Below are 26567 nucleotides of genomic sequence, written 5' to 3' on the forward strand. Positions count from 1 at the left end.
CCCGGCCGGGTCGGCCCGGGACCGTCCCCGGGCCGGGCCGCAACGGCGGCCCGGCCCGTTTCACCCGGACCCGGGAAGCCCGAGGTTCTGGTAGATCTCCGTCGTCACCGTGGAGAAGTTCATGGTCATGAAATGCAGCCCGGGAACTCCCTCGGAGAGCAGGCGCCGGCACATTCCGGTGGCCTGATCGATACCGATCGACCGGACGGCCTTCGGGTTGTCCTGGTGCTTCAGCATGCTTTCGGAGAGATCATCGGGAATGGCGGCAGTGGTCAGCGTCGGAATCCTCCGAAGCGACCGGATACTGGTCACCGGCATGATCTCCGGAATGACCGGAACGGTGCAGCCGGCCGATTCCAGTCGATCCCGGAAACGGAGGTAGCTGTCCACGTCGAAGAACATCTGGGTGATGGCGTAGTCGGCTCCCGCCCGGCACTTCTCGATGAAGTGCCTGATCTCGGAATCCCAGTCGGGGGACCTCGGGTGCAGGTCCGGGAACGCGGCCACGCCGACGCAGAAGTCGCCGGACTCCTTGATCAGCCGCACCAGGTCGGCGGCGTACTCCACTCCGTCGGGGTGGCGGTGCCAGGTGCCCAGCGGATCGCCCGGCGGGTCGCCGCGCAGCGCCAGGATGTTGCGAACTCCCTGGTCAGCGTAGTGGCCGAGGATGTTCCGCAGTTCGGCGACGCTGTGGCCGACTGCGGTCAGGTGGGCGGTCGGCGTGAGGGTGGTCTCCTGCGCGATGCGGCCGGTGACGTTCACCGTCCGCTCCCGTGTCGACCCGCCGGCGCCGTAGGTCACGGAGACGAAGGTGGGGGACAGCGCTTCCAGGCGCCGGATCGCATTCCACAGGCCGACCTCCGCTTCGGCGCTCCGGGGCGGCATGAATTCGAAGGAATAGGAAAGCCTGCCGGCCGCGAGGAGTTCGCGGACGGAGGTCGCCCGATCCGTGCGCGTGGAGGGAATTCCGAGTGTCATGGCAGGAGGTTAACCAGCCGGGCTCGCGGTAGTCCTCAGGTGTCCACTCTGTGATACGAATTCTCTCGGTGGTACGAGTTGGGAGACGGGTGGGGCGGGCGGCACAATGGGCGCATGAAAAGACCTTCGCAGGTATTGTCGGGACTGCCCGGATGGGATCGGTGCGCGGTGATGGGAGTCGTGAACGTGACCCCCGACTCGTTCTCGGACGGCGGCCGCTGGCTGGACCCGGGGCGCGCGGTGGACCGTGGACTGCTGCTGGCCGAGCAGGGCGCGGACATCGTGGACGTCGGCGGGGAGTCGACCCGGCCGGGAGCGACCAGGGTGTCCGAGGAGGAGGAACTGCGCCGGGTCCTGCCGGTGGTGCGCTCGCTCACCGACAAGGGCGTCCTGGTCAGCATCGACACGATGCGGGCCCGGGTCGCCGAAGCGGCGGTGGAGGCCGGCGCCCGGATCATCAACGACGTCAGCGGGGGCCGGGCCGACGCGGGCATGGCCCGCGCCGCGGCCAGGGCCGGAGTGCCCTTCGTCGTCATGCACTGGCGCGGGCAGTCCGCCCACATGGACGAGCTGGCCGCGTACGAGGACGTCGCGGCCGAGGTGATCCGCGAGGTCGCACGGCAGATGGACGCGGTGGTGTCGGCCGGGGTCGACCCCGCCCAGGTCATCGTGGACCCGGGCCTCGGCTTCGCCAAACGCCGGCAGGACGACTGGGCGCTGCTGGCGTCACTGGACGCCTGGCGCGTACTGGGGCGCCCGCTCCTGGTGGCGGCCTCGCGCAAGCGCTTCCTGGGCGAGCTGCTGGCCGACCCGCGGACGGGCGAGGCCCGTCCGGCCCGTGAACGCGACGCGGCCACCGCGGCGGCCAGCGTCCTGGCCGCCGCGCAGGGCGCCTGGGCGGTGCGGGTGCACGAGGTCCGTGACACCGCCGACGCCGTCCGGGTCGAGGCCGCGATCCGAACCAACCGGGTCTGAGAGAGGAAGTACGCGCCATGCCACGTCCGACCGGGCGGAAGATCTACGCCCACGCCAAGCTGCGCCGACTGCGCCGCGAGCACGGCATGAACCAGGTCGAGCTGGCGCGCGAGCTCGGCATCTCGACCAGCTACCTCAACCAGATCGAGCACAGCCAGCGCCCGCTGACCGCCGCCGTGCTGCTGCGGATCGCCGAGGTGCTCGGGGTCGACCCGGAGTTCTTCTCCGAGGCCGAGGAGGAACGCCTCGGCACCGACCTGCGCACCGTGCTCGCGGACGAGGCCTGTGGCGGAGCCGTGCCGACGGAGGAGATCGCGGAGGTGAGCCGGAACCACCCGGAGGTGGCACGGGCCCTGGTCGCGCTGCACCGCGGCTACCGCGAGGCGCTCGCGCGGGTCGTCGACCTCGGTGAGCCCGGCACCGGGGCGGGCATCCGCCCGGCCGAACCCCATGACGAGGTCAGGGACTTCTTCTACACCCATCACAACCACATCGCCGCCCTGGACGAGGCGGCGGAGCGGACCGCGCGGTGCCTGGCGACGACGACCGCGGGCCGCACCGCCGCCGCGCTGGCCGCCCGCCTCGGCGAGCGGCACGGGGTGCGGGTGCTGGACGCCGACCACCGGCGGCCCGGCGACCTGCGGCGCTACGATCCGGCGGCCGGCACGCTGCGGCTCTCACCGTGGCTGGCCGGCGGCCGGCGTGCCTTCCAACTCGCCACCCAACTGGCCCTGCTGGAGCACCGGCCGCTGCTCGACACGCTCGTGGCGGCGGCCGGGCCCGGCCTCACCTCACCCCAGGCCGCCGACCTGGCCAGGATCGGCCTGGCCAACTACTTCGCCGGCGCCCTGCTGATGCCGTACACCGCCTTCCACACGGCCGCCGAGGAGCTTCGGTACGACATCGAGCTGCTCCAGGCCCGCTTCGGGGTCGGGTTCGAGACGGTCTGCCACCGGCTGAGCACCCTCCAGCGTCCGGGCCGACGCGGCGTCCCGTTCTCCTTCCTGCGCGCCGACCGGGCGGGCAACATCTCCAAGCGCCAGTCCGCGACCGACTTCCACTTCTCCCGCCTCGGCGGCACCTGCCCGCTCTGGACGGTCTACGAGGCCTTCTCCGCGCCCGGCCGGATCCTCACCCAGGTCGCCGAGATGCCGGACGGGAAGCGCTACTTCTGGATCGCCCGCACCGTCTCCCACGGCGGCTTCGGGCACCGCGCACCGCGCAGCGAGTTCGCCGTCGCGCTCGGCTGCGAGCTGCGCCACGCCCACCGCCTCGTCTACGCCGAGGGCGTCGCGCTCGACGCTCCGGGAGCGGCGACCCCGATCGGGCTGGGCTGCCGGATCTGCGAGCGCCGCGACTGCGTCCAGCGCGCCCGCCCGCCGGCGGGCGGGCGCCTGGCGGTCGAGCCGGACCGCCGCAGCCGCGTTCCCTACGCCGTGCTCGGTGACAGCCCCGGCACCGGGCGCTGGCCGGGGCCGTCGTAGCAGGCGAGCGGGCGGATCAGGGAGTTGTGGGCGAGCTGTTCGGTGATGTGGGCGGTCCAGCCGGTGATGCGGCTCATCACGAAGACGGGTGTGAAGACGGGGGTGTCGAAGCCCATCAGGTGGTAGGCGAGGCCGGCGGGGTAGTCGAGGTTGGGGTGGATGCCCTTGCGTTCCAGCATCGCCTCGCGCAGTGCGGCGTGCAGGGCGGCCAGCCGGGCCGTCCGGGGGTCGGCGCTGCGGGCCACCAGGGCGTCCAGGGCGGCCTGCATGATCGGGACGCGGGAGTCGCCGTGCTGGTAGACGCGGTGGCCGAAGCCCATGATCTTCCGCTTGGCGGCGAGCGCCTCGTCGAGCCACTGCGCGGCCCGGGCGGGGGCGTCGATCTCCTCCAGCATGTGCATCACGGCCTCGTTGGCGCCGCCGTGCAGGGGGCCCTTGAGTGCGCCGATCGCGGCGGTGACGGCGCTGTAGAGGTCGGAGAGGGTGGAGGTGACGACGCGGGCGGTGAAGGTGGAGGCGTTGAAGCTGTGCTCGGCGTACAGCACGAGGGAGATCTCGAAGCAGCGGACCACCTCCGGGGCGGGCACCGCGCCGAAGCACATGTGGAAGAAGTTCTCCGCGTAGCCGAGCCCGGGGTCCGGCGGGATGGGCGCCAGGCCCCGGCGGCGGCGCTGGTCGGCGGCGACGACGGTGGGCAGTTTCGCCAGCAGGGTGAGGGACTTGGCGAGGTGGGGCGCGGGGCGGCCGTCGTCCTCGGTGGGGTCCTCGGCGCCGAAGAAGCTGACGGCGGTGCGCAGCACGTCCATCGGGTGGCAGGTCTCGGGCAGCTTGGCGAGCAGTTCGGTGGTGGTGCGGTCGAGCGGGCGCAGGGCGGCCTCGAGGGCCCGGAACTCCCGCAGCTGTCCGGGGTCGGGCAGCTCGCCGTGCCACAGCAGGTAGGCGACCTCCTCGAAGGAGCGCTGGGCGGCGAGGTCCTGGACGGGGTAGCCGCGGTAGGTGAGGGAGTTGGTCTCCTGGATGACGGTGGAGATCCCGGTGGTGTCGACGACGACTCCGGCGAGTCCGCGGTGGATCCCGGGCGCGGTGGTGGGCATGGCTGGTCTCCGATGCGGGGTCAGGCGCCGGGCGGGAGGGTGAAGTCGAAGACGGCGGTGTCGAAGGCCGCGTACTGCTCGTAGCCGAGGAGTTCGTACAGCCGGGAGCGGGTCTGCATGCGCGGCAGCAGCGACTCCTGGGTGCCCTCGGCGGCGAGGGTGCGCAGGCCGTCCTCGACCGCGCCCATGGCCAGGCGCAGCAGGGTGACGGGGTAGAGCGCGATCTCGTACCCGAGGTCCTGGAGGGTGCGGGCGTCGAGCAGCGGGGACTTGCCGAACTCGGTCATGTTGGCGAGCAGCGGGACGTCGACGGCCTTGCGGAAGGCCTCGAACTCGGCCTCGTCGGCGAGGGCTTCGGGGAAGATCGCGTCGGCTCCGGCGTCGACGTAGGCCTTGGCCCGGTCGATCGCCGCGCGCAGTCCCTCGACGGAGCGGGCGTCGGTGCGGGCCATCAGCAGGAAGTCGGGGTCGCGGCGGGCGTCGACGGCGGCCCGCAGGCGGCGGGTCATGTCCTCGCGGGGGACGACCGCCTTGCCGTCGAGGTGGCCGCAGCGCTTGGGGTTGACCTGGTCCTCCAGGTGCAGGCCGGCGAGGCCGGCGTCCTCCATCAGCTGGACGGTGCGGGCGGCGTTCATGGGTTCGCCGAAGCCGGTGTCGGCGTCGATCAGCACCGGGAGGTCGGTGACCCGGGTGGTCTGCTGGGCGCGGGCGGCGACCTCGGTGGCGGTGGTGAGGCCGATGTCGGGCAGGCCGAGGTCGGCGGCGAGGACGGCGCCGGAGAGGTAGGCGGCCTCGAAGCCGAGGTCCTGGATGAGCCGGGCGGAGAGCGGGTTGAGCGCGCCGGGCATCGTCAACAGCCGCCCGGTGGCGAGGCGTTCGCGCAGGGCGCGGCGGCGCTGGGCGGGGGTGGTGCGGGTGTGCAGCATCAGAACAGGCCCTTCGGGAGGAGCGCGTCGAACGCGCGCACGGTCTCGGTGTCGACGGCCGGGAACAGCTCGTCCAGGTCCGGGGCCTTCAGCTCGGCGAGGTCGGCGGCGGCTGCCAGGAAGCGGTCCTGGTCGGCGGGGGAGACGATGCCCTCGGCCAGGGTGCGGAACTTCCGCTGGTAGGCGGGGCGGTCGAAGGGGCGCGCGCCGGCCGGGTGGGCGTCGGCGACGGCCAGCTCGTCCTGGATCACCGTGCCGTCGTCCCGGGTGATCACCACACGCCCGCCGAAGGCCCGCCGGGCCGGGTCGGGGTCGTGGTAGCGGGCGGTCCACTCCGGGTCCTCGACCGTGGTGATCTTCTGCCAGAGCGCCACGGTCTCCGGGCGTTGGGCCCGTTCGGGGGCGTAGGAGCGCTCGTGGTGCCAGGCGCCGTCCTCCAGGGCGACGGCGAGGATGTACGGGATCGAGTGGTCGAGGGTCTCCCGGCTGGCGCGCGGGTCGTACTTCTGCGGGTCGCCCGAGCCGGAGCCGATGACGTGGTGGGTGTGGTGGCTGGTGTGCAGGACGACCGAGCGGACGCCGTCCAGCGGCCCGGTCCTCTCGCGCAGCCGCCGGGCCAGGTCGATGATCGCCTGGGCCTGGTACTCGGCGGAGTGCTCCTTGGTGTAGGTGTCCAGGATCGCCCGCCTCGGCTCGCCGGGCGCGGGCAGCGGCACGGTGTAGTCGGACTGCGGGCCGTCGAGCAGCCAGGCGAGGAAGCCGTCCTCACCCTCGTAGACGGGGGACGGGGAGGTCTCGCCGCGCATCGCCCGGTCCACCGCCTCGATCGCGGCCTTGCCGGCGAAGGCGGGGGCGAAGGCCTTCCAGCTGGAGATCTCGCCCTTGCGGGACTGCCGGGTGGCCGTGGTGGTGTGCACGGCCTGCTGCACCGCCTGGTACACCGTCTCGGTCGGCAGCCGCAGCAGCGCCCCGAGCCCGCAGGCGGTGGCCGCGCTCAGGTGCGCGACGTGGTCGATCCGGTGGGCGTGCAGGCAGATGCCCCGCACCAGTGCGACGTGGACCTCGTAGGCGGCGACGATGCCGCGCAGCAGGTCGGCCCCGCTGCGGCCGGTGTGCTGGGCGACGGCCAGCAGCGGCGGGATGTTGTCGCCGGGGTGGGAGTAGTCGGCGGCGAGGTAGGTGTCGTGGAAGTCCAGCTCGCGCACCGCCGTCCCGTTGGCCCAGGCCGCCCACTCCGGTGAGACCCGGGCCAGGCTGCCGAACACCCGGGCGCCCGGCGCGCCGCGGTGGGCGAGCGCCTGGGCGCGGGCCACCGTCACGGGCCGGCGCAGCAGCGACGCGACGGCCACCGCCGCGTTGTCGATCACCCGGTTGACGGCCATGTTCACGCTGGCCGGGTCCAGCTCCTCGGTGCCGGTCGCGACGGCGGCCAGCTTCCAGGCGAGCTGCTCCTCACGCGGCAGCCGGTCGGCACTGGGGTGGACGCGGACGTGGTGCTCGATCACGGGACTCCTCGGGGGCGCTCGATGGCTCTCGGTCTTGCATGACCGAGCCTGCTCGTCGGACGGCCGATGATCCAGCATGCCAATCGGTGGAATCCGTACGGCGGATTCCTGCGAACCTGCGAAACCTGCGAACCCCGCCGGGGAACCGGCTCCTCCACTTCTCCCGCACCGGCGGCACCTGCCCGCTGTGGAACGTCTACGAATCCTTCGCCGCCCCCGGCCGGGTCCACGTCCAGGTCGCCGCCATGCCCGACGGCCGGCGCTACCTCTGGACCGCCCGCGCCGTCACCCGCTCACCCGGCGGCTGGGGCCGCCCCGGCAAGACCTTCGCCATCGGCCTCGGCTGCGAACTCCGCCACGCCGCACGGCTCGTGTACTCGGCGGGACTGGACCTCGGCGACGTGGCGGCTGCCACCCCGATCGGGCTCGGCTGCAAGGTGTGCGAACGCCCGGCGTGCCCGCAGCGCGCCGCGCCCGCCATCGGCCGGCCGCTGGCGCTCGACGAGCACACCAGCACCTTCATCCCGTACCCCGCGCTGCCCGATCCCCGGAACTGAACGCCGCCGGCCGACGTACCGGTCCGGCCGTCCGAGCCCGACGCCCCTCCGTCCGAGCCCGACGCCCGGCGGTGCACCCCCGGTGGGCTTCGCGCGGGCACCGCCCGACCCGCCCCGGGAATCCTGCGGTTGCCCGGAACTTCCCGGACGTCCGGCCCGACTTCTGGGCCGGGCGCCGTCGCCGACAGCGTCCGGCAGAGCACACCCCTTCACCCCAGGAGCGCGAGCATGTGCGGGATCACCGGCTGGGTGTCCTTCCACCAGTCCTTCCACCAGGACATCGGCCACGGGGCCGCCTCCGTCATCCAGGCGATGACCGACACCATGGCCCTGCGCGGACCCGACGCCGGCGGGGTCTGGCTCGGCCGCCACGCCGCGCTCGGCCACCGCCGCCTCGCCGTCATCGACATCGAGGGCGGCACCCAGCCCATGACCGACCGCCCCGAACACCCGCAGGTGGTGCTCACCTACAGCGGCGAGGTCTACAACCACCACCGGCTGAGATCCGAACTCGCCGCCAGGGGCCACCGGTTCGAGACACGGAGCGACACCGAGGTGGTCCTGCGCGCCTACCAGGAGTGGGGAGACGCCCTGGTCGACCACCTGGAGGGCATGTACGCCTTCGCCGTCTGGGACGACCGCGAGCAGCGCCTGCTGCTGGTCCGCGACCGGCTCGGGGTCAAGCCGCTGTTCTGGGCCGAAACCGACGGCGGCCTCGCCTTCGGCTCCGAACCCAAGGCCCTGTTCGCCCACCCCGAGGTGACCCCCACCGTGGACGCCGACGGCCTGCGCGAGGCCTACAGCCTCCTGTTCAACACCGGCCCCACCGTCTGGGCCGGCGTCCGCGAGGTGCACCCCGGCAGCATGCTCGTCCTCGACCGCGACGGCATCCGCGAACGGCGCTACTGGGAGCTGACCGCCCGCCCGCACACCGACGACCCGCAGACCACCACCGAGCTGATCGGTGGCCTGGTCGACCGCGCCGCCCGTACCCAGCTGGAGGCCGACGTCCCGCTGTGCAGCCTGCTCTCGGGCGGCCTCGACTCCACCGTCGTCACCGCCCTGATCGCCGACGAACTCCGGCTCCGCGAAGGGCCGCAGGCCACGCTGCGCTCCTACGCCGTCGACTACAGCGACCAGGCCGAACAGTTCACCGGCGACGTGCTGCGTACCGGCCACGACACCCCCTTCGCCGCCGAGGCCGGCGCGTTCATCGGCACCCGGCACTCCACCGTCGTCCTCGACCCCCGTGCCCTGCTCGACCCGGACAACCGGCGCGCCGTGGTCGTCGCCCGGGACTCGCCGATCGGCGTCGGCGACATGGACACCTCGCTCTACCTGCTGTTCGGAGAGATCCGCAAGCACTCCACCGTCGCCCTCTCCGGCGAGGCCGCCGACGAGGTCTTCGGAGGCTACCCGTGGTTCCACCACCCGAAGGCGCTCGCCGCTCGCGCCTTCCCCTGGCTCCTGGTGACCGGGGACCAGGCCGCCATGCCGCTCCACCCCGACCTCGCCGCCCGGCTGCGCATCCCCGAGTTCCGCGCCGACACCTACCGCACCGCCGTGGCCGCCGTCCCCCGCCTCGACTCCGAGAGCGCCGCCGAACACCGCCTGCGCGAGATGCAGCACCTCTCGCTCACCCGCTGGCTGCGCCAACTCCTGCACCGCAAGGACCGCCTCTCCATGGCCCAGGGCCTGGAGGTGCGCGTGCCCTACTGCGACCACCGCCTCGTCGAGTACGCCTTCAACACCCCCTGGGCGATGAAGAACCACGACGGCCGGGAGAAGAGCCTGCTGCGCGACCTCGGCCGGGGCATCGCCCCCGACTCGGTGCTGTGGCGGCCGAAGAACCACTACCCGGCCACCCACCACCCCGACTACAACGCGGGCCTGCAACGGCTGGCCCGCGAGGCGCTGGACGCACCGCACGTACGGGACATCGCCGACGAGACGGTCGTCGGGGCGGCCATCGACACGCCTGCCGAGCAGTTGCCGTGGGGCCACCGGCTCCGCCTGGAGCGGGTCGTCGACCTCGCGCTGTGGCTCGACCACCACCGCCCCGCCCTGGCCCTCTGACCTCGCGGCCTCGTCGGTGGTGTGGTCGGGGTTACTTGCCTGCGGCTGTCATGGAGGTGACGGCGTCGGCGGTGGTGGCGCGGTAGTTGCCCAGGTGGGGGTTGAGGACGCGGGTGTCGCTGGTGAGCGGGAAGTTGTGGGTGGCGGCGAGGGGCATGTTGGTGTCGTCCTGGTCGGCGAGGACGTTGAGTTCGTTGATGTCGGGGGTGGTGCCGGTGGTGGCGCCGCCGGGGTTGAGGTCGATGACGGCGTAGGCGTTCTGGCCGGCGGGGACGGGGAAGCGCTGGGTGCCGCTGGCGAGTACGGGCCGGATGTTGTTGCTCTGGTCGCGGGCGGTGGAGTTGCCGAGGTTGACGCCGGGGGAGGAGCTGAGGCTGCAGGCCTTGGTGCCGGTGTTGTGGACTTCGATGACCCGCTGGCTGGGCGCTCCGGGGCGTGCGGTGACGTGGATCGAGAGGTTGTTGATGTCGCACGGGCTGGCGTCGGCGGGGGCGGGGGCGTTGCCGGGTCGGGTGCTGGTGGAGGGGCTGGTGCCGGACGGTGTGTGGGGTGTGCCCGTGGGGGTGTGCGAGGCCGGGCCCGTGGTCGGTGCGGTCGGTGCCCCGGTTGCGGGGGCCGCGCCGGTGGGGGCGGGTGTGACGGCCGCGGTGGTGGGGGAGGCCTTCGGGCCGGCGGCCGGGTCGGTGTTGTCGGGCCCGCAGGCGGTCAGGACGAGTCCGGCGCCGACGGCGAGGACGGCGGTGACGAGCAGCGGGCGACGGCGGCGGACGGACATGGTGGCTCCCCGATGGCGGTGCGTGCTGGCTTGCTGGACACCTACCATGACGGTCGGTCAGTGGCTTTCGGTGGCATGCGCGGCGTCACAATCACCAGGACATCCCGAGGACCGGACTGTGACAATCGGCCAGGCGCAACACCATTGACACCGCGAGCCCCGGGCTCACCACTTCGCTCGCCTTCAGCCCCGCAGCCCCGCAGCCGGGCCTCCCCGTTTCCTGGCCGGAACCGGGCCGGGGAGGCCGGGGGCGTCAGCGCTGGGCGGTCAGGGGCGCGTAGGCGTCGGGGCGGCGGGTGGTGTTGAAGGGGAAGAGTTCGAGCCAGTCGTGGCGCTGGTCGAGGTCGAGGTCGGCGACCAGGACGGCGGCCTCGTCGCGCGGTGCCCGGGCGAGCACGCGGCCGTACGGGTCGACGATGAACGAGCTGCCGTAGAAGGTGAGTTCGCCTTCGGTGCCGATGCGGTTGGGGACGACCATGAAGGTGGCGTTGGCGATGGCGTTGCCGGTGATGACCTGCTGCCACAGCGGCTGGGTGTCGAAGCCGGGGTGGCCCGGCTCGGAGCCGATGGCGGTCGGGTAGACGAGCACGTCGGCGCCGGCGAGGGAGTAGGCGCGGGCGAGCTCGGGGAACCACTGGTCCCAGCAGGTCGGCAGGCCGACGGCGGCGTCGCCCACCTCGGCGAGGGGGAAGGCGTCCTCGCCGGCCGGGCCCTGGCGGAACCAGGTGTCCTCGTAGTAGCCCTCGGTCACGGGGATGTGCAGCTTGCGGGTGCGCTGCACCAGGGTGCCGTCGGGGGCGACGAGGATCGCGGTGTTGTAGCCGAGGCCGTCGGGGCCGTCCGGCCCGTCGGCCTTCTCGAAGAGCGAGGCGTGCACGTGGATGCCGTGCTCGCGGGCGGCGGCCGCGGCGAACGCGAAGGTCGGGCCGGTGCGCAGGTCCTCGGGCTCGACGGCCTGCGGGTGGTCGGACTGGCGCAGCACGGCGAAGTACGGGGAGAGCGTGAGCTCCTGGAGGGCGACGAGGGCGGCGCCCTGTTCGGCGGCGAGGCGGATTCCCTCCAGCAGGCCGGCCCGGTGCTGCTCGGGGTCCGCGTGCCAGCGCTGCTGGACGAGGGCGACCCGCAGGGCGGCGCGCCGGGGCGCGCGGGTGCGGGCCGGGGACGCGGGCGGGTTCAGGGCGGTGATCAGGCGCATGGCGGGTCCTCGGGTCATCTCGGGTCATGGTGTCGGGAGCAGCGGCCGAAGCTGTGCCGGAACGTTCCGGCACGGATGACCCTAAGCCTTGCCGGAACGTTCCGGCAAGGGGGTTCGAGGAGCATGGCAGGCGCCCGGACCACGGGTGGCCTCCGGTTCTGCGTCTAGACTTCCGGGCTGTGACCAGCCGATCCGTGACCTTGTTCGACGTGGCCCGGGCGGCCGGGGTGTCCAAGAGCACCGCCTCCGACGCCCTCCTCGGATCCGGCCGGGTGGCCGAGGCGACGCGTGAACGCGTCCAGGCCGCGGCCCGAGAGCTCGGCTACCGGCCGAACTCGGCGGCGCGCAGCCTGCGCCGCTCCAGCACCGGGGCAGTGGGCCTGTACCTGCCGCGCACGGCGACCCGCCTCGACTACTACATGAAGCTGGCGTTCGGCGCCGTCGAGCGAGCCCGCGAGGACGGCCTCGACGTGGTGCTGCTGGCCCCCGGGAAGGCGGCGGAGGGCGGGCTGGCCGCCCGGGTCGACGGGCTGATGGTCATCGATCCGGAGGTCGACGACCCGGCCGTGCCCGGTCTGCTGGCCGCCGGCGTACCCGTGGTCACCGGGGAGCGCTACCTCGGAGGCGGGGCCGCACCCAGCGGATCGGTGGTGTGCGACAACGCCACCTCGCTCGCCGCCCTGCTGGACCACCTCGCGCACCGCGGCGCACGCCGCCCGGCACTGCTGGCCCCCGGCCCGGGATCCGACTGGGCGGCCGCCCTGCGGGCCGCCGCCGCCGACTGGACCGGGCGCCACGGCGTCGAGGTCGCCGTGCGAACGGTCCCGTTCGCGGCCACGCCGACCGAGGCCGAGGCCGCCACCACGGACCTGCTCGCCGGCACCCCGGGCCTGGACGCCGTGGTCTGCGCCCCCGACGGCGCGGTGCCCGGCGTGCTGGCAGCCGTGGCCCGGGCAGGCCTGCGGGCCGGAACCGAGGTGCTGGTGGCCGCCTGCGTCGACGGCGCCGCGGCACGCGGGTCGAGCCCGCAGGTGACGGCGGTGGACCTGCGCGCGGCGGAGTACGGCCGCGAATGCGCGGCCCTGCTCAGCGACCTGCTGTCGGGCGCGGCGGAACCGGGCGTGGTACGGACCCACGCCTGGGAACTCCGCGTCCGGGCTTCCACCGCCGGTCGCGGCTGACACCGACCCGAACGGACACCGACCCGAACGGACACCGACCGCGGCCCCGGACGACGACCGGGCGTCCTCGTCTCCGGGGTCGAGGGCGAATGCATTCGTTCGGGTGGATTGGCACCGATAGCGGCAGGTGGGGCGCGGTCCGGCCGCCATGATGCCGTCACGGAACGACCACCCGTTGGGAGCGCTCACCATGACGACGCAAGGCCGGACCACCACCGAGTCCGGCGACGAACCACTGGACCTGGCGGATCAGGAGCTGGTCCGCGATCCGTTCACCTCCTACGCGCACATCCGCGAACGCGAGCACCTGGTGCGGGGCTGCGTCCGAGGCGTCGACCCCATGTGGGTGGCGACCCGCCACGACGACATCCGCACGATCATGAGCGATCCCGACTTCACCATCGACGCCGCGACCGTCCCCGGCGCGAAGGTGGCCCACCGCACCGAACAGACCTGGCAGGCCCGCGGCATGTACGCGGGCTACGAGAAGTACCTGCGCGCCGGGATCTTCGACTCGGACGGCTCCGACCACCGCCGTCTGCGCGGCCTGGTCGCCGCCGCGTTCTCCCCGCGCCGCGTGGCCGCGCTGCGCCCCCGGATCGAAGCCATCGCCGCCGACCTGCTCGACCGCCTGCCGGACCACGCCGAGGACGGCGTCGTCGACCTGATCGAACACTTCGCCCGACCGCTGCCCATCACCGTCATCTGCGAACTCATCGCCGTCCCCGAAGCCGACCGCGACCGCTGGCGGAGTCGCAGCGCCACCCTGGCCGCCGGCACCTGCGGCGAGGAACTGGGCGACGCGCTCGCCGGCATGGTCGCCGACGCCCACCTCCTCGTCGGCCTCCACACCGCCGACCCGGGCGACGACCTCATCTCCGAACTGCTCGCGCCCCACCACGACGACCGCCTGAGCACCGACGAGCTCGTCTCGCTCATCACCAACCTGGTCGTCGCCGGGCACATCACCACCGTCAACCTCATCGCCAACAGCACCGAAGCGCTCCTCGCCCACCCCGACCAGCTCGCCCTGCTGCGCGAGGACCCCGCCCTCATGCCGCACGCCGTCGATGAACTCATGCGCTACTGCGGGCCCGTCGTGCGCGCGCTGCCCCGTTACGCCACCCGCGACACCACCGTCGGCGCCACCCCGGTGTGCGCCGGAGAAGCCGTCCTCCCGATGGTGTCCGCGGCCAACCGCGACCCCGCCGCCTTCGCCGACCCCGACCGCCTCGACCTCGGCCGCACCCGCCACAGCAAGGAGCCCCACCTCGGCTTCGGGCACGGCGCGCACCGCTGCCTGGGCGCGCACCTCGCCCAGGAGGAGGCCGCCGTCGCCCTGGCCGCGCTGTTCAGCCGGGTACCCGACCTGCAACTCGCCGTCGACCCGGAGCACCTGCAACGCGGCACCAACCCGCTCAACTGGCACCTGAAGACCCTCCCCGTACGCCTCCAACCCCCGAGCCACACGGCGCCGGCCAGGAACGAGGCACACCCGGCCTAGCTGGCAGAGAACGGCAAGGGCAACGCGCGCAGTGTCCCCGAGCAAGGCGCGGAGGTGAGTGGCCGGGAAGTACTCGCACATGACGGAATGTTGAACGCCCGGGCGGCCGCGAGAGACTGTCCGGGCACCTACCGCGACCCGCTGATCCACCGAAAGCCGGCTGACTTCCATGGACTTGACCACCGACGGGATCGACAGCCTCCTCGCGCGCTACATGCACGGGGACGGTGGCGCCCTGGAGGACCTGGTGGCTGCCGGACCGGTGAGCCTTCGCCGACTCCTCGACGTGTTCGCGGGCCGGGCGGAGAAGAGCTGGGACCTGGCGGAGATCGTGAGCCGCGACCGGGACGAGTACCGGCGCCCCGCCTCGCTGCAGGTACTCCTGGCGGAGGCTCTCCCGGATGGGTTGTTCGACGCGCTGGCGGACGACCCCTCGCTCGAATCGCTGCTGGCCCGTGAGACGTTCGCACATGTCAGGGACCCGCGGACGGTGCCGTTCCTGGAGCGCCAACTTCGCTCCGGTAGCCCGGAGTTCCGTCACCGGGCGTTGCTCGGTCTGGCAGAGAACGGGTCCGCTGAGCACACGGAGGCCGTCGTCGGGTGTCTGGCGGACCCTGCGATGCGGTCCGAGGCGGTGGAGACGCTGGCCCGGCTGGGCGATGCCCGCGCGGTCGGGCCGTTGCTGCGTGAGCACCTCGCGGACGACTCCGACTTCGCCCGGCGCGCCGGAACGGCTCTGGACCTGGTCGAGCAGCGCATCGGCGGGCCGCCGACGCCCCCGGTCTGGCGCGAGCTCGGGCCGGTGGAGTTCGTGGTGACGCCCAAGATGGGCGTCCCGTGGTGTGTGACAGAGGTCCTGGTGGTGCCCGGACAGACGGTCCGGGGAGGCGAACTCATGGCCGCCATGGAGAACGACGCGCTGAGCAACGATCTGATCGCCGACTGGCCCGGCACGGTGACGGAGGTCCGGATCGCGGTGGACGACGAACTGCCCGAGGAGATCGTCGCCCTTGTCGTGCAGAGTCGCAGGCGGGTCGGGTAACGGGAGTGACGATCCGGCAGTGCGGCCCGGGAGCCTTCGCCCGCCGCTGTCGGACCCCGCCGCTAAGGTCGGTCCCATGACCGATCGGACGACCTACGCACCCCTGATCCTCTCCGCCTACGACCACGAGCCGGAGTCCTACTACCTGATGCTCACCGACGACGCCATGGTCGCCGTCGAGGACGAGTTCGAGGCCTGCGGCCAGTACGGCAACGGGTACGGCTGGGCGGGCGTCGCCCGGGCCGCGGTGCTCGCGCACGCGCCGGAGGTGTCGGAGCGGCTGACCTACGATCCCGAGGCGGGGATGTTCATCGCCCGCAGTCGGGACCTGGACGCTCTGCAACGCCTCGCCGCGCTCCTGAGTCAGGCGTTCCACGACCGCGCCCGGCTCGCCGAGTTGATACGCGGCGTCGATCCGGACGACTTCGACTGACTGTCGGCCGGGCGCCTCCCGCCGTACCGCGGGGTGGGGGACGACCCGCGCGCCGGGCGGCACCCTCACGGCGGCTGCGGCTGACACGTTCGGTCCGCCTGCACCGGAAGCCGTCGGCGACGTCGCGGAGCGATGCGACAGCGGTTGCGGCGGTGGCGAAACGGATCGTGGAGGGACCGGTGTACGGGGCGCGCGGGCCAACAGCCGGCTACGGCTTGCGGGCCAGTGCGCAGGAGATCAGCTGTTCCCACACCGTCGGAGCGGGCCTGTCCACGCCGTTCCCGGTGCCGTCGTCGTCCGGCGCGGGGTCCGGCCGCCACAGGGAGCAGGGGACCAGGCCCGGTTCGAGGAGCTCAAGGCCGTCGAACAGGCCGGTGATCTTCTCGTCGGTGCGCCAGCGGCCGCGGCCGAAACTGCTCTGCAGCTTCTGCTCCATGAGCCGGGTCTCCTCGTTCCCGCCGGAGCGGAAGTGGGAGATGTAGACCTGACTGCCCGACGGCACCCGGTCCACCCACCAGCGCGCGAGCTCGGCGGGGCGTTCGGCATCGGTGAGGTGGTGCAGCACGGCGCTGAAGACGACGCCCACCGGCTCGTCGAAGTCGATCAACTCCTGTAGGCCGGGGTCGTGGTAGAGCTCCTCCGGCGCGCGCAGGTCCGCCCGGATCACGGTGGTGCGGTCGTCGGCGGCCAGCAGGGCCCGGCTGTGCGCGACCACGACCGGGTCGTGGTCGACGTAGACGACGCGCGCGTCCGGACGGTGCCGCTGGGCGACCTGGTGCACGTTGTCGGCGGTGGGCAGGCCGCTGCCCATGTCGACGAACTGGGAGACGCCGTCGCGGGCCATGGCCGCCACGGCGCGAACGAGGGCCCCGCGATTGGCGAAGGCCATCGCCCGCGAACCGGGCAGGTCCTTGATGAAGAAGTCGCCGATCTCGCGGTCGACGGCGTAGTTGTCCTTGCCGCCGAGCAGATAGTCGTAGACCCGGGCGATGCTCGGCTTCGACTGATCATCCTCTGTGCTGCGATCGGTCACGGCAGCCGACTTCCCGTCCCTCGGACCAGTGCGGCCTCAAGCCTAGGGTGTGTCCTCCCACCCCCGCCTGCGCGCCGACGCCGGTGCGCCGGGCGTTCGTGCGTTTGGGGGCACAGCGCGTGGCGTGTCCTGGAAGCGCCCTGACCGTGCGTCTTACTGGGGAGCGGCTGCTGGGACCGGCGGCCTCTGGACCGCCGCCCCAGCAGAGGAGAGCACAGTGGCGCAGAGCAGGGCAGCCCTCGATCTCATTCCTTCGTGGAGCCGCGTTCCGAGGGTTGACGTCGCGCCGGCCCGGGATCCGGAGGCGGTGCGAGATCCGGAGGCGGTGGGGCTGCCGGTGGTCCAAGGGGCGGTGGCGGTGCCGGCGTGGATCGGGCTGGGCCCGGGGGCCGTGGAGGCCGCCGGCATGACGGGGGCGACGGGCCGGGTGCTGCTGGTGCCCCGGGAGGACGGGCCGGACGTCGTGCTCTACGGGACGGGGCCGGAGGGTGAGGCAGGTCCCGATGTGCTGAGGGACGCCGGGGCGGCCGTGGCGCTCGCGGTGCCGGGCCGTTCGCGGCTGGCCGTCGTGGTGCCGTCCGGGGCGGGTGCGACGCCGGCGGAGGCGGCGCAGGCGTTGGTGGAGGGGGTGCTGCTGGCCCGTTACGGCTTCGATCCGCTCAAGCGCGAGCCGTCCGGCACGGCGCTGGAGACTGTCACGGTCGTGGAGGGTTCGGGCTCGGGTTCGGATTCGGACTCGCGCGAGGCCGTCGAGCGGGGCGCAGAGCGCGGGGTGTGGCTGGCCCGCGCGACGATGCTGGCCCGGGACCTGGCCAGCGCGCCGCCCAGCCTGCTGACCGCGCCGGACCTGGCCGAGGTTGCGGTGCGGCTCGGCGCGCAGTGCGGCCTGAGGGTGGAGGTGTTCGGGCAGCGGGAGCTGGAGGAGCTGGGCTGCGGCGGCCTGCTGGGCGTGAACCGGGGCGGCGTGGACGAAGCCCGCATGATCAAGCTCACCTACCTGCCCTCCGGCGCCGGTGACGGGACGCCCCGGCTGGCCCTGGTGGGCAAGGGCATCACCTACGACTCCGGGGGCATCAGCCTCAAGCCCGCCGACGCCGTGCACGCGACGATGAAGAACGACATGTCCGGTGCAGGGGCGATCCTGGCGGCCCTGTGCGTCCTGGCCGGGCTCGGCTGCCGGACGGCCGTGACGGGCTACCTGATGTGCACGGACAACATGCCCTCGGGCTCGGCGCTCAAGCTGGGCGACGTGCTGTGGATGCGCGGCGGCACGAGCGTGGAGGTGGTCAACGCCGACGCGGAGGGCCGCCTGGTCATGGCGGACGCCCTGGTCCTGGCCGGCGAGGAGCCGGGGGACGCGATCGTGGACATCGCCACCCTGACCGGCGCGTGTCTGCGGGCGCTCGGCGCCGAGACCGCGGGCGTGTTCGGCAACGCCCAGCCGCTGGTCGACCAGGTCCTGGACGCCGCCGCCCGCACCGGCGAGCCGGCCTGGCAGCTGCCGCTGTCGCGGCGCTACCGGCCGGAGCTGGACTCGGAGGTGGCGGACCTGAAGAACATGGGCGGCCCCAACGGCGGGGCGATCCATGCCGCGCTGTTCCTGGAGGAGTTCGTCGCCGGCCGCCCCTGGGCGCACATCGACATCGCCGGGCCGGCCCAGAACGACAAGCCGAGCGGCTGGCGCACCAAGGGCTGCACCGGCTTCGGCGCGCGCCTGCTCGCAGAGCTCGCGCTGGCCTTCACCCCTCCGTCGACGGCCGCGCGGACCGACTCCACCCGCTCGATCAGTGAGGAGGCCGGCCGGTGAGCGCCCTCGCCCACGCCCAGGCCGACGGCCCGCAGGACAAGAGCGCCACCGCCTCCGGGAACGGAAAGTCCGGCGGAGGGTCGGGGCGCGTCCTGGACGCCATCGAGAAGATCGGGAACAAGGTCCCGCACCCGGCCATCATCTTCCTGCTGCTGTGCGTCCTGGTGATCGTGCTGTCGGCGGTCCTGGCCGCGTTCGACGTCCACGTCACCGGCGAGACGGTCAAGTCCGTTCCCTACCCGGCCACGCAGGTCCACGAGGGCGGCACCGAGTACGCGGGCACCCACCTGCCGCCGGAGTCGACGTACACCCACCACTACGAGACCGTCGTCGAGACGACGAAGGTCGAGAGCCTGCTGTCCGGCGACGGCGTCCGGTTCCTGTTCACCTCCGCGGCGCACAACTTCAACGACTTCGGCGTCGTCGCGGTCATCCTCGTCATCATGGTCGGCGTCGGGCTCGCGGAGGAGGCCGGACTGATCGCGGCCCTGATCCGACGCCTGGTCAGGATCTCACCACCGGAGACCCTCACCGCGATCATCGTCTTCGCCGGCATCCTGTCCAGCATCGCCTCCGACGCCGGCTACCTCGTCCTCATCCCGCTGGGAGCGGTCGCCTTCATCAGCGCCGGGCGCCACCCGCTCGCCGGGATCGCCGCGGCCTTCGGCGGAGTCAGCGCGGCCTTCAGCGTCAACCTGCTCATCGCCCCGATCGACGGCATCATGACCGAGATCACCAACCAGGCGATCAGGCTCGTCAACCCCGGGCAGTCCCTCAACCTGACCGCGAACTACTACTTCGCGATCGGCTCCACCCTGTTCCTCACCATCGTCATCACCTTCATCACCGAACGCATCATCGAACCCCGCCTGGGCCCCTGGCAGCCGCGGGACACCGCCGCCGTCGCGGACAGCGAGGAGCCCCCCGTCGACACCGCGGCCGAGGCCCGGGGGCTGCGCTACGCCGGCCTCTCGCTGATCGCGCTCGTGGTGGCCGTCACGCTGCTCGCGTTCATCCCCGGCGCGCCGCTGCGCAACCCGGAGACGGGGAGCCTGTTCGAGGACTCGCCGTTCATGGACGGCCTGATCGTCATCATCATGATCGCGTTCCTGGTGATGGGCCTGGCCTTCGGCGCGGGCGCGAGGACCCTGCGCGGCAGCGCCGCCGCGATGGACGCGATCACCAAGACCTTCGCCGGGCTCGGCGGCCTGATCTTCCTGCTGCTGATCATCGCCCAGTTCATCTCGTACTTCAATTACAGCAACATCGCCACGGTGGTCGCCGTGCAGCTCGCCGACCAGCTGGAGAGCGCGAACATCGGTGCGATCTGGCTCCTGATCGCCTTCATCCTGCTGACCTACGTCATCAACCTGATCATCCCCGGGATCATCCCCAAGTGGGCGATCTTCGCGCCGATCTTCGTGCCCCTGTTCATCCGCCTCGGCGTCGCGCCGCAGACCGTGCTGGCCGCCTACCGGGTCGGCGACTCCCCGACGAACGTCGTCACCCCGCTGATGGTCTACCTGCCGTTCATCGTCCTGCAGTGCCAGAAGTTCAGGAAGCAGGCCGGTGTCGGCACCGTCATCTCCCTGATGATCCCCTACACGGTCATCGTGGCGGTGGCCTGGCTGCTGTTCTTCGTCGCCTGGTACGCCATCGGCATCCCGATGGGGCCGGGCGCACCCGTCAAACTGTGAACCTGTGCTTGCCGGTGCTCACTCGGCTCTCTCGGCCGGGGTGTCGCTCCGGTCTGCGGACGGCCTTCGGACCAGGCCCGCGGGGTCGACGAAGCGCACCGTCGTCCGGGCCCGGAGGCCGGCGGCGCAGTCGGCCAGCAGCCTGCGGGCGATCGGGCGCACGGCGGTGACGTGGGAGAGGTCGACCGTGACCAGCGGCCGGGGCTGATCGCGGGCCAGGCGACGGACGCAGTGGACGATCTCCTCGGCGGCGGCGAAACCGAGGTCGCCCAACAGCTCCAGGTGGTGCGCGCCGTGGTCGGTGCGCACCGCCTGGAGCGGTGAGCGCGCACGCTCGGTGTGCCGCAGGACGTGCAGGCCCAGTTCGGCGGACAGCTCCCGCAGGACGGCGCTCGCGCGGACGCTGTTGCCCCGAGGGTCCAGCGGGGGGCTGAACACGCCGACGCCGAACTGGCCGGGGCTCACGGCGCAGACCCCTCCGCCGACGCCGCTCTTGGCCGGCAGGCCCACCCTCAGCATCCATTCCCCGCTGTGGTCGTACATGCCGCAGGTGGCCATGACCGACAGCGTCGCGCTCGCCGCGTCGGCGTCCACGACGCGGCGCCCGGTCACCGGGTTGCGCCCGCCGTTGGCCAGCGTGGCGCCCATGACGGCCAGGTCGACGGCGGTGACCTCGATCGCGCACTGGCGGAAGTACACGTCGCAGGCCTGCTGGGCCGGGCGCTCCAGCACGCCCTGGGAGAGCGTGAGGTAGGCCAGCGCCCGGTTGCGGTCCCCGGTGGCGGCCTCGGACCGGTAGACGTCCTCGTCGACCGTCAGCCGGCGGCCTGCGAAGCCCGACAGGGTGTCGCGGATCCGTTCGAACGCGGCCTCGCAGTCGCCGCCGATCAGCGCGGTCGTCACGATCGCCCCGGCGTTGATCAGCGGGTTCGCCGGGCGCCCGGTGCCGGCCTCCAGGCTGATCGCGTTGAACGGCTCCCCGCTCGGCTCGAACCCGACCCTCCTGGCCACCTCCGCCAGGCCCAGCTCCGACAGTGCCAGCGAGTACACGAAGGGCTTCGAGACCGACTGGATCGTGAAGGCGGCCGACGCGTCACCGGCCTGATAGGCGTGGCCCTGGACGCTGACCATGGCGAGGCCGAAGGCGTGCGGGTCGGCGCGGGCGAGTTCGGGGATGTAGCGGGCGACGTCACCGGCGGTATCGGCGCGGTGCCGTTCGACGAGTTCGGCGAGCACCGCCGTCACGGGCTCCATCACCGCACCACGGCGGCGCAGCGCGCGGGCCCGGTCGGGCCCTGCCCCCCGTGCGGGCGCCGTCCGGCGGAGGGGGTTCACGAGGTGAGGAGGCGTTGCTTGGCCGCCGTGAACTCGTCGTCGGTCAGCATCCCGCTCTGCCGCAGTTCGACGAGGCGTTCGAGCTGGGCGAGCGTCTGGTCGTTCGGCGCGGCGCCCGGCACGGCCTGAGACGCGGGTGCGGGCGACGGCGGTGCCGGGGCCGCCTGCGCGGTTGCCTGCTGGTGCCGGGCGGCGACCCTGCTCGACACGGACGTGGCGGTCCCGGCGATGACGGCGGTGCGGGCGGCGGTGCCGATGAGCCCCGGGCGCCCGCTGCGCGACAGACGACGGCCGATCATGACAGCTCCTTCTCGGAGTCCGGCTCCCCTTTTGGAGTCCGATCTTTCAGAGACCGATCGCGGCGAGGTCGGCCGCCACCACGGTGTGCGGCACGTGCTCGCGCGTGACCAGGACCCCGTCCGCGTCGTCGAGTGCCCGCAGCAGCGGCGCGGCCCAGCGGTGCTCCCAGACGATGATCGCCGCCGAGCACCCCGCCGGGATCTCGTCGCAGACGCTGGCCAGGTCCTCGTCGCTCAGCAGGCCCATGATCTCGCCGTCCAGTTCGGCGAACACGGCGGCTTCGTCGCTGTCCAGGGCATCGAGTTCGAGGACGCGGACCGTCCCCCGCTCGTCCCTCTTGATGAAGGTGAGGTCGAGGATGCGGATGATCCCCTCGGAGGTCAGGCGCTTGAGCTCCGGCAGGATCGCCCCCCGGAACCGGTTGCCCGGGAAGGCCATGACGGCGTACTCGACCGGCCCGACGTCCATGGCGCCACGCCCCTTCCGCATCGCGTCCCGCCCGTACCCTCATCCTCCGCCGCCCCCAGCGCCGCCGCGACCGCGCGGACGGCTCACCCGTACTGATGACGTACTGAGGGCGCGCTGTTGACGAGTGGAACCGGATCGCCGGGGGCCGCACCACCGCCCCCGGCGTTCCGCCGTACCACCGGGACCTGCGGAAAGCCGCCGCGGACGGGTGAGCGCGGGCGGCCCGCCGGGGCGTGGGCGAGGGGCGGAAACGGGCGCCCGGCCGCAACGGGGAGCGGTACCGTCGGGCGGTGACCCGACCGGCCGACGAACCCTGCGACCGGACCTGCCGCGCACCCGCCGCGGCCGTGTGAGAAGGAGTCCCGTGTCATCGCCTTGTGACCCCCGATACGCCGCCGTCGGCGATGTGAGCACCGCGCTCATGATGATCGACTCCCGGCTCAAGGCCGTCTACGACGGTAGGACCGGGACGGACCCCGTACAGCAGCGGCTGGTCGACGAGTTCGCCGCATCCGTGGGCCCCGAAGAGTTCAACGCGCTGCTGGACGGCGCGTGCACGCTCATCTACCTGTTCATGAACTGGCTGCGGTCGGCCTGCGAGGAGCACGACAAGGACGTCATCGAGCACGTGGTGCCCACCCTCGTGGCCACGATGCGGATGATGCCCAGGACCTTCCGCCCCGAGGTCATCCCCACCATGGCCGGCCTGGTGATCGCCGCGGGCAGCGGCCTGAGCCCCAACCTGTGGCGCGCGCAGTACGGGCCCTGGACCGACGCCGAGATGAACCCCCTGGAAGCCACGGCCACCCTGCTCGCGGAGCACGTCAACCGGGTGTCCGGCGACGACCACGACTTCGCCACCCGCCTGATCACCGACGCCCTGTCCAAGCTGGACCAGGACTGAGGCGCCACCGCGTGCCCTCGACCACCGGGTCGAGGGCCGGTCATCCGGTCATCCGGTGATCGCGGAGAGCCGCCGTCGCGGTGTCACGACTGCTCCCCCGCCCGCAGTTCGGTGGCGATCTGGCGCCGGCCGGCGACCAGCGTCTCCAGCACCACCCCGAGGCCGACCAGCAGGGCCAGGCCCGCGGTGGGCAGCAGCACCGGCATCAGCGCGGGGGTGACGACCTCCCCGACCCTGGCACCGACCAGGGTCGAGATGTCGAACGCGCCGCCCAGCAGGGCGACCGCCGCCACCGCGACCAGCCCGCCGCCGACGGCCGCCACCAGGGCCTGCGGCAGCGTCTCGGTGATGATCAGCGCCAGCCCCTGCCGGGGCCGCAGGCCCATGGTGCGCAGCCGGGCGAGCACGGCCGTGCGGTCGGGCGCGGCCCGGAACAGCGTCAGCAGCACCGCGAGCAGGGCGAACCCGGCGCCGGCGGCACCCGAGTACCGGAACAGCCGCCCGGCGGCGTGCTGCAGCGGGTCGTCGCCGAGCTCGGCGATGGTCTCCCGGCTGCTGTGCACCGTGTATCCCGCGGGCAGGCCGCGGACGGCCTTGCCGACGGCTGCGGCGTCGTCCGCGATCATCTTGGCCAGGCCGGTCGGCTGGACCCCGCCGTTGTCCCGCAGTGCTGTCCTGACCCCTTCGGGGTCGATCTCGCCGACGGCGAACCACTGGTTCACCCGCTTGGCGTCCGGCAGTCGCTCCCAGGCGGGGCCGGCGGGAACGACGGCGAACGGCTTGCCCGGGTCCGGCAGGGCGGGGGTGGCGCCGACGGTCCCGGCGACGGCGAGGCGCAGGTCGTTGCCGTTGGGCGTGCGCACCTGGGACGACCCTGCGGCCAGGCGCTCGGCCAGGTCGCGGCTGACCAGCGCGGGCACCGGGGTGTCCCGGCCGCCGGCCGCCCCGGCCAACTTCGCCGGATCGAACTCGCCGGCCCCGAGGGTCCGGGCGATCTCGGCGTACGCCGCCGGATCGACCACCATGATCAGGTAGGCCTCGGTGTAGCGCTGGTCGGCGCCGACGATGCGGGCGTTGGGCTCGACCCAGACCGCGGTCGAGGCCCGCACGCCCGGCAGGGCGTCGGCGGCCTTGGTGAACGACTCGGACAGGGTGGCGTAGCCCGGGAGGGAGACGCCGATGTCCCCGCCCGTGGCGATGTGCGCGGCGCGGGTCCGGGCGTGATCGACGGTGTCGAGCACGGTGGCGCCGAAGCCGGTCGTGGTGACGGCGATGACCAGGGCGAGCAGCGGCAGCGCGGAGGGCCTGCGGCGGCCCGAGTCGTCGCGGGCGGCGCGGGCCAGGCCGAGGAAGCCGATCAGGCCGCGGCCTCGGCCGACGAGGGCGGCCAGCCGGCCGACCACCACCGGCTCGATCCGGGCCAGCAGCAGGCCGCCGGTGACGGCGAGCAGGAGCGGGGCGGCCACCAGCAGTGGATCCGGCCCGGAGCCGGTGCCGACGCCCCGGTGCCGGACCTCTGCCACGGCCGCGGCGGTGACGGCGAGGACGGCGAGTTCGCCGACCAGTCGGCGTCGGCCGCCGGCCGGCCGCCGGCGTGCCCACAGCAGGGCCGCGCGGGCCGGGAAGGCCAGCAGCGCGATCAGGGCCGCGGCCAGGGCCGCCAGCACCGCGCGGTCCCAGCGGGGGGTGGGCAGCAGCACCAGGGCGAGGGCCGTTCCGAGCACGGTGGCCGGCAGGACGGTGACCGCGCCCTCGGCGATCAGCCGTCGCAGCACCCCGGCACGGGAGCCGCCGCGGGCCTGGAGCAGCCTGATCTCGGCGGTGCGCCGGTCGGTGGTGAGGGCGGCGGCCAGGAACAGCACCACGGTGGCGACGCCCGCGACGGCGGCCGGGCCGATCGTGCTGAGCGGCAGCGAGGCTTGGTAGCGGTCGTCCGCCCGGTTGAGGATTTCGGGAAGGCCCGAGGAGGTGTGCAGGTCGGGACGCCGGGTCGCGTCGGCCAGGGCGGTGGCGTCGCGCCCGGTCAGGAAGGAGCTGAGGATGCCGCGGGTGCGGTCGAGCTGGTCGGCGTGCAGCGAGGCGGCGTCGACGGGCAGCCGCCAGAAGTTCTCGGCGTTCGAACCCCAGCGGGCCAGCGCGGGCAGGCTGTCGCCGTCGACGAATCCGCTGGTCATCCAGTGCTCGTGCTCGGGGTCGGCCCTCAGGCAGGCGCGGGCCGGGCAGCCGAGCTCCTCCCAGAACGGGTCCTGGGGGTCGTTGACCTGGTAGAGGCCGACCACCACGGTGGTCCGCTTGGCGCCCGAACCCTCGGTGCCGTTGTCGATGACGTCACCGAGCTTGATGTGGATGCTCTCGGCGGCCTTCTCGCTGATCACGATCGGCAGCGGACCGCCGGCGGCGCCGGGGGTCGGCCAGGTGCCGTCGGTGAGGGTGGCCCGGGCGGCCAGGTCGTGCAGGTAGAGCAGGCCGAGGGCCGGGTCGGTCCTCCTTTCCGCGAACCGGTCGTACTCCGGATTGCCCATGCCGCGGTCGCCCAGGGCGCGGGCGCCGTAGGCCTGGCCCGACTGGGTCAGCGTCAGCTGTCGACCGACCATCTCGGTGAGCTGCCGCTGCACCCGGTCGAGTTCGGCGGCCTTGTCGTCGTCCCGCGTCTTGGACGTGGTCTGCAGGCTGGTCTGGTTGAGGCCCTTGTGGCCGACGAAGTCCTGGAGCGCCGTGTCCGCGCCCCGGTCCGCGATGCGGGGGAAGGCCGCCGCCAGGAAGACGGCGACGAACGCCAGGGCCGCCATGAGCAGCGCGGCCAGCGGGTTCGCCCGCAGCCTGGTGCGGACCCAGCGCGCGGGGCGGTGGGCGGTCCCGGGAGCGGTCCCGGTGGTGGGCGCGGTGGTGGGTACGGTGGTGCCGGTCCGGGGGGTCACCGCTCCTCCACGTGGCGCAGCCGGGTGGCCACGTCCCGACGGCGGCGTCCGATGGGGAAGGCCGACAGCAGCGGGGCGGCAGCCGCCAGCGGCGGTCGCCCGCGCGGTCGGCGCACGACGAAGCCGAGCATCAGGTTCTCCCCCCAGTCGTATCCCGGCCCACCCATTGATCCGATCCAGGCACAGATCGGCCGTGGACGGACACCCGCGGGCGCACCGGCGCAGTGATCACCGACATTCGGTCGCCGGATAGCGGACGATGCTGTCAGATTCGTTCCGGGAACGGAAGGGATTTGGGCGAATCAAGTAAGCAAGGGCAAATGCCATGCACACTTCACAATTCTGGTATTTGCTGCACTCCTTTGACCGGCGGAAATTCC

Annotated in this window: 22 protein-coding genes and 1 pseudogene; 11 read left to right on the forward strand and 12 right to left on the reverse strand. The window is 73.0% G+C overall.

Annotated features, from left to right (window positions below; all coding sequences use genetic code 11):
- Positions 1 to 60 precede the first annotated feature (60 nt).
- On the reverse strand, positions 61 to 978 hold the full coding sequence (gene metF, locus ACIOGZ_RS24930) for a methylenetetrahydrofolate reductase [NAD(P)H] (protein ID WP_363583504.1): 918 nt from the start codon (positions 976 to 978) through the stop codon (positions 61 to 63).
- A 114-nt stretch (positions 979 to 1092) separates the two neighbouring features.
- Between metF and folP the strand changes: the two genes are divergently transcribed.
- Positions 1093 to 1953, forward strand: a complete 861-nt coding sequence (gene folP / locus ACIOGZ_RS24935; protein WP_363583506.1) for a dihydropteroate synthase — start codon at positions 1093 to 1095, stop codon at positions 1951 to 1953.
- A gap of 17 nt (positions 1954 to 1970) precedes the next feature.
- Positions 1971 to 3437 (forward strand): short-chain fatty acyl-CoA regulator family protein, encoded by a 1467-nt coding sequence (locus ACIOGZ_RS24940; protein WP_363583510.1) that lies wholly within the window; start codon positions 1971 to 1973, stop codon positions 3435 to 3437.
- On the opposite strand, the gene ACIOGZ_RS24945 is transcribed toward ACIOGZ_RS24940, so the two are convergent.
- The 3 genes from ACIOGZ_RS24945 to ACIOGZ_RS24955 are packed head-to-tail and all read right to left on the reverse strand — an operon-like array spanning position 3383 to position 6962.
- Positions 3383 to 4531 carry a bifunctional 2-methylcitrate synthase/citrate synthase gene (locus ACIOGZ_RS24945; protein WP_363583512.1) on the reverse strand — a complete coding sequence of 383 codons (1149 nt, stop codon included), beginning with the start codon at positions 4529 to 4531 and terminating at the stop codon, positions 3383 to 3385. The two genes, ACIOGZ_RS24940 and ACIOGZ_RS24945, sit on opposite strands and share 55 nt — an antisense overlap.
- A 20-nt stretch (positions 4532 to 4551) precedes the next feature.
- Entirely contained in the window at positions 4552 to 5457 is a 906-nt protein-coding gene (gene prpB, locus ACIOGZ_RS24950) for a methylisocitrate lyase (protein ID WP_363583514.1), read from the reverse strand.
- Positions 5457 to 6962, reverse strand: a complete 1506-nt coding sequence (locus ACIOGZ_RS24955) for an MmgE/PrpD family protein (RefSeq protein ID WP_400808255.1) — start codon at positions 6960 to 6962, stop codon at positions 5457 to 5459. The genes prpB and ACIOGZ_RS24955 overlap by 1 nt, the downstream gene beginning before the upstream one ends.
- A 155-nt stretch (positions 6963 to 7117) precedes the next feature.
- Between ACIOGZ_RS24955 and ACIOGZ_RS24960 the strand changes: the two are divergent.
- Both ACIOGZ_RS24960 and asnB read left to right on the forward strand, forming a co-directional pair.
- Positions 7118 to 7519, forward strand: a pseudogene (locus tag ACIOGZ_RS24960) (short-chain fatty acyl-CoA regulator family protein); the annotation flags it as partial.
- A gap of 228 nt (positions 7520 to 7747) precedes the next feature.
- A complete protein-coding gene (gene asnB, locus ACIOGZ_RS24965; protein ID WP_400808253.1) occupies positions 7748 to 9595 on the forward strand; it encodes an asparagine synthase (glutamine-hydrolyzing) in 1848 nt (615 codons plus the stop codon).
- A gap of 31 nt (positions 9596 to 9626) precedes the next feature.
- On the opposite strand, the gene ACIOGZ_RS24970 is transcribed toward asnB, so the two are convergent.
- Entirely contained in the window at positions 9627 to 10370 is a 744-nt protein-coding gene (locus ACIOGZ_RS24970; RefSeq protein ID WP_400987345.1) for a DUF4232 domain-containing protein, read from the reverse strand.
- Positions 10371 to 10623: 253 nt separating this feature from the next.
- Entirely contained in the window at positions 10624 to 11565 is a 942-nt protein-coding gene (locus tag ACIOGZ_RS24975; RefSeq protein WP_350876327.1) for a nitrilase-related carbon-nitrogen hydrolase, read from the reverse strand.
- A gap of 179 nt (positions 11566 to 11744) precedes the next feature.
- On the opposite strand from ACIOGZ_RS24975, the gene ACIOGZ_RS24980 reads away from it, so the two are divergent.
- The 4 genes from ACIOGZ_RS24980 to ACIOGZ_RS24995 all read left to right on the forward strand — a co-directional run bounded on the left by ACIOGZ_RS24980 (position 11745) and on the right by ACIOGZ_RS24995 (position 15725).
- Positions 11745 to 12746 carry a LacI family DNA-binding transcriptional regulator gene (locus tag ACIOGZ_RS24980; protein ID WP_363631861.1) on the forward strand — a complete coding sequence of 334 codons (1002 nt, stop codon included), beginning with the start codon at positions 11745 to 11747 and terminating at the stop codon, positions 12744 to 12746.
- A gap of 190 nt (positions 12747 to 12936) precedes the next feature.
- Complete coding sequence (locus tag ACIOGZ_RS24985; RefSeq protein ID WP_363586165.1) at positions 12937 to 14250, forward strand: cytochrome P450; 1314 nt, start codon at positions 12937 to 12939, stop codon at positions 14248 to 14250.
- 169 nt (positions 14251 to 14419) lie between these two features.
- Entirely contained in the window at positions 14420 to 15292 is an 873-nt protein-coding gene (locus tag ACIOGZ_RS24990) for a HEAT repeat domain-containing protein (RefSeq protein WP_363586166.1), read from the forward strand.
- Positions 15293 to 15368: 76 nt separating this feature from the next.
- A complete protein-coding gene (locus ACIOGZ_RS24995) occupies positions 15369 to 15725 on the forward strand; it encodes an immunity 51 family protein (protein ID WP_363586167.1) in 357 nt (118 codons plus the stop codon).
- Between the two features lie 208 nt (positions 15726 to 15933).
- Here ACIOGZ_RS24995 and ACIOGZ_RS25000 read toward each other — a convergent pair whose 3' ends face one another.
- On the reverse strand, positions 15934 to 16758 hold the full coding sequence (locus ACIOGZ_RS25000; RefSeq protein WP_400987347.1) for an SAM-dependent methyltransferase: 825 nt from the start codon (positions 16756 to 16758) through the stop codon (positions 15934 to 15936).
- Between the two features lie 307 nt (positions 16759 to 17065).
- Between ACIOGZ_RS25000 and ACIOGZ_RS25005 the strand changes: the two genes are divergently transcribed.
- On the forward strand, positions 17066 to 18565 hold the full coding sequence (locus tag ACIOGZ_RS25005) for a leucyl aminopeptidase family protein (protein WP_400808239.1): 1500 nt from the start codon (positions 17066 to 17068) through the stop codon (positions 18563 to 18565).
- Positions 18562 to 20262, forward strand: a complete 1701-nt coding sequence (locus tag ACIOGZ_RS25010) for an AbgT family transporter (protein WP_363631859.1) — start codon at positions 18562 to 18564, stop codon at positions 20260 to 20262. The genes ACIOGZ_RS25005 and ACIOGZ_RS25010 overlap by 4 nt, the downstream gene beginning before the upstream one ends.
- Positions 20263 to 20280: 18 nt before the next feature.
- Here ACIOGZ_RS25010 and glsA read toward each other — a convergent pair whose 3' ends face one another.
- The 3 genes from glsA to ACIOGZ_RS25025 all read right to left on the reverse strand — a co-directional run bounded on the left by glsA (position 20281) and on the right by ACIOGZ_RS25025 (position 22365).
- Positions 20281 to 21516, reverse strand: coding sequence for a glutaminase A (glsA, locus tag ACIOGZ_RS25015; protein ID WP_363586171.1), 1236 nt, complete (start codon positions 21514 to 21516; stop codon positions 20281 to 20283).
- A gap of 77 nt (positions 21517 to 21593) precedes the next feature.
- Positions 21594 to 21896 carry an SHOCT domain-containing protein gene (locus tag ACIOGZ_RS25020; RefSeq protein ID WP_363586172.1) on the reverse strand — a complete coding sequence of 101 codons (303 nt, stop codon included), beginning with the start codon at positions 21894 to 21896 and terminating at the stop codon, positions 21594 to 21596.
- A gap of 46 nt (positions 21897 to 21942) precedes the next feature.
- Positions 21943 to 22365: a DUF6325 family protein gene (locus tag ACIOGZ_RS25025; RefSeq protein ID WP_400328034.1), complete on the reverse strand. Its 423-nt coding sequence runs from the start codon at positions 22363 to 22365 to the stop codon at positions 21943 to 21945.
- Positions 22366 to 22729: 364 nt separating this feature from the next.
- Here ACIOGZ_RS25025 and ACIOGZ_RS25030 point away from each other — a divergent pair, with 364 nt between their 5' ends.
- A complete protein-coding gene (locus tag ACIOGZ_RS25030; RefSeq protein ID WP_363586174.1) occupies positions 22730 to 23269 on the forward strand; it encodes a hypothetical protein in 540 nt (179 codons plus the stop codon).
- An 83-nt stretch (positions 23270 to 23352) separates the two neighbouring features.
- Here ACIOGZ_RS25030 and ACIOGZ_RS25035 read toward each other — a convergent pair whose 3' ends face one another.
- Complete coding sequence (locus tag ACIOGZ_RS25035) at positions 23353 to 26187, reverse strand: hypothetical protein (protein ID WP_400987350.1); 2835 nt, start codon at positions 26185 to 26187, stop codon at positions 23353 to 23355.
- The gene (locus tag ACIOGZ_RS25040) at positions 26184 to 26354 is read right to left on the reverse strand and encodes a hypothetical protein (protein WP_363586176.1); all 171 of its coding nucleotides are present in this window, start codon (positions 26352 to 26354) and stop codon (positions 26184 to 26186) included. The genes ACIOGZ_RS25035 and ACIOGZ_RS25040 overlap by 4 nt, the downstream gene beginning before the upstream one ends.
- Positions 26355 to 26567 lie beyond the last annotated feature (213 nt).

The organism is Kitasatospora sp. NPDC088160, from assembly GCF_044741445.1.
Classification (GTDB): Bacteria; Actinomycetota; Actinomycetes; order Streptomycetales; family Streptomycetaceae; genus Kitasatospora.

Bases quoted from the DNA above. Each gene is read 5' to 3' on its own strand.
- metF (WP_363583504.1), bottom strand. From the start codon at position 978: ATGACACTCGGAATTCCCTCCACGCGCACGGATCGGGCGACCTCCGTC.
- folP (WP_363583506.1), top strand. From the start codon at position 1,093: ATGAAAAGACCTTCGCAGGTATTGTCGGGACTGCCCGGATGGGATCGG.
- ACIOGZ_RS24940 (WP_363583510.1), top strand. From the start codon at position 1,971: ATGCCACGTCCGACCGGGCGGAAGATCTACGCCCACGCCAAGCTGCGC.
- ACIOGZ_RS24945 (WP_363583512.1), bottom strand. From the start codon at position 4,531: ATGCCCACCACCGCGCCCGGGATCCACCGCGGACTCGCCGGAGTCGTC.
- prpB (WP_363583514.1), bottom strand. From the start codon at position 5,457: ATGCTGCACACCCGCACCACCCCCGCCCAGCGCCGCCGCGCCCTGCGC.
- asnB (WP_400808253.1), top strand. From the start codon at position 7,748: ATGTGCGGGATCACCGGCTGGGTGTCCTTCCACCAGTCCTTCCACCAG.
- ACIOGZ_RS24970 (WP_400987345.1), bottom strand. From the start codon at position 10,370: ATGTCCGTCCGCCGCCGTCGCCCGCTGCTCGTCACCGCCGTCCTCGCC.
- ACIOGZ_RS24975 (WP_350876327.1), bottom strand. From the start codon at position 11,565: ATGCGCCTGATCACCGCCCTGAACCCGCCCGCGTCCCCGGCCCGCACC.
- ACIOGZ_RS24985 (WP_363586165.1), top strand. From the start codon at position 12,937: ATGACGACGCAAGGCCGGACCACCACCGAGTCCGGCGACGAACCACTG.
- ACIOGZ_RS24990 (WP_363586166.1), top strand. From the start codon at position 14,420: ATGGACTTGACCACCGACGGGATCGACAGCCTCCTCGCGCGCTACATG.
- ACIOGZ_RS24995 (WP_363586167.1), top strand. From the start codon at position 15,369: ATGACCGATCGGACGACCTACGCACCCCTGATCCTCTCCGCCTACGAC.
- glsA (WP_363586171.1), bottom strand. From the start codon at position 21,516: ATGGAGCCCGTGACGGCGGTGCTCGCCGAACTCGTCGAACGGCACCGC.
- ACIOGZ_RS25020 (WP_363586172.1), bottom strand. From the start codon at position 21,896: ATGATCGGCCGTCGTCTGTCGCGCAGCGGGCGCCCGGGGCTCATCGGC.
- ACIOGZ_RS25025 (WP_400328034.1), bottom strand. From the start codon at position 22,365: ATGGACGTCGGGCCGGTCGAGTACGCCGTCATGGCCTTCCCGGGCAAC.
- ACIOGZ_RS25040 (WP_363586176.1), bottom strand. From the start codon at position 26,354: ATGGGTGGGCCGGGATACGACTGGGGGGAGAACCTGATGCTCGGCTTC.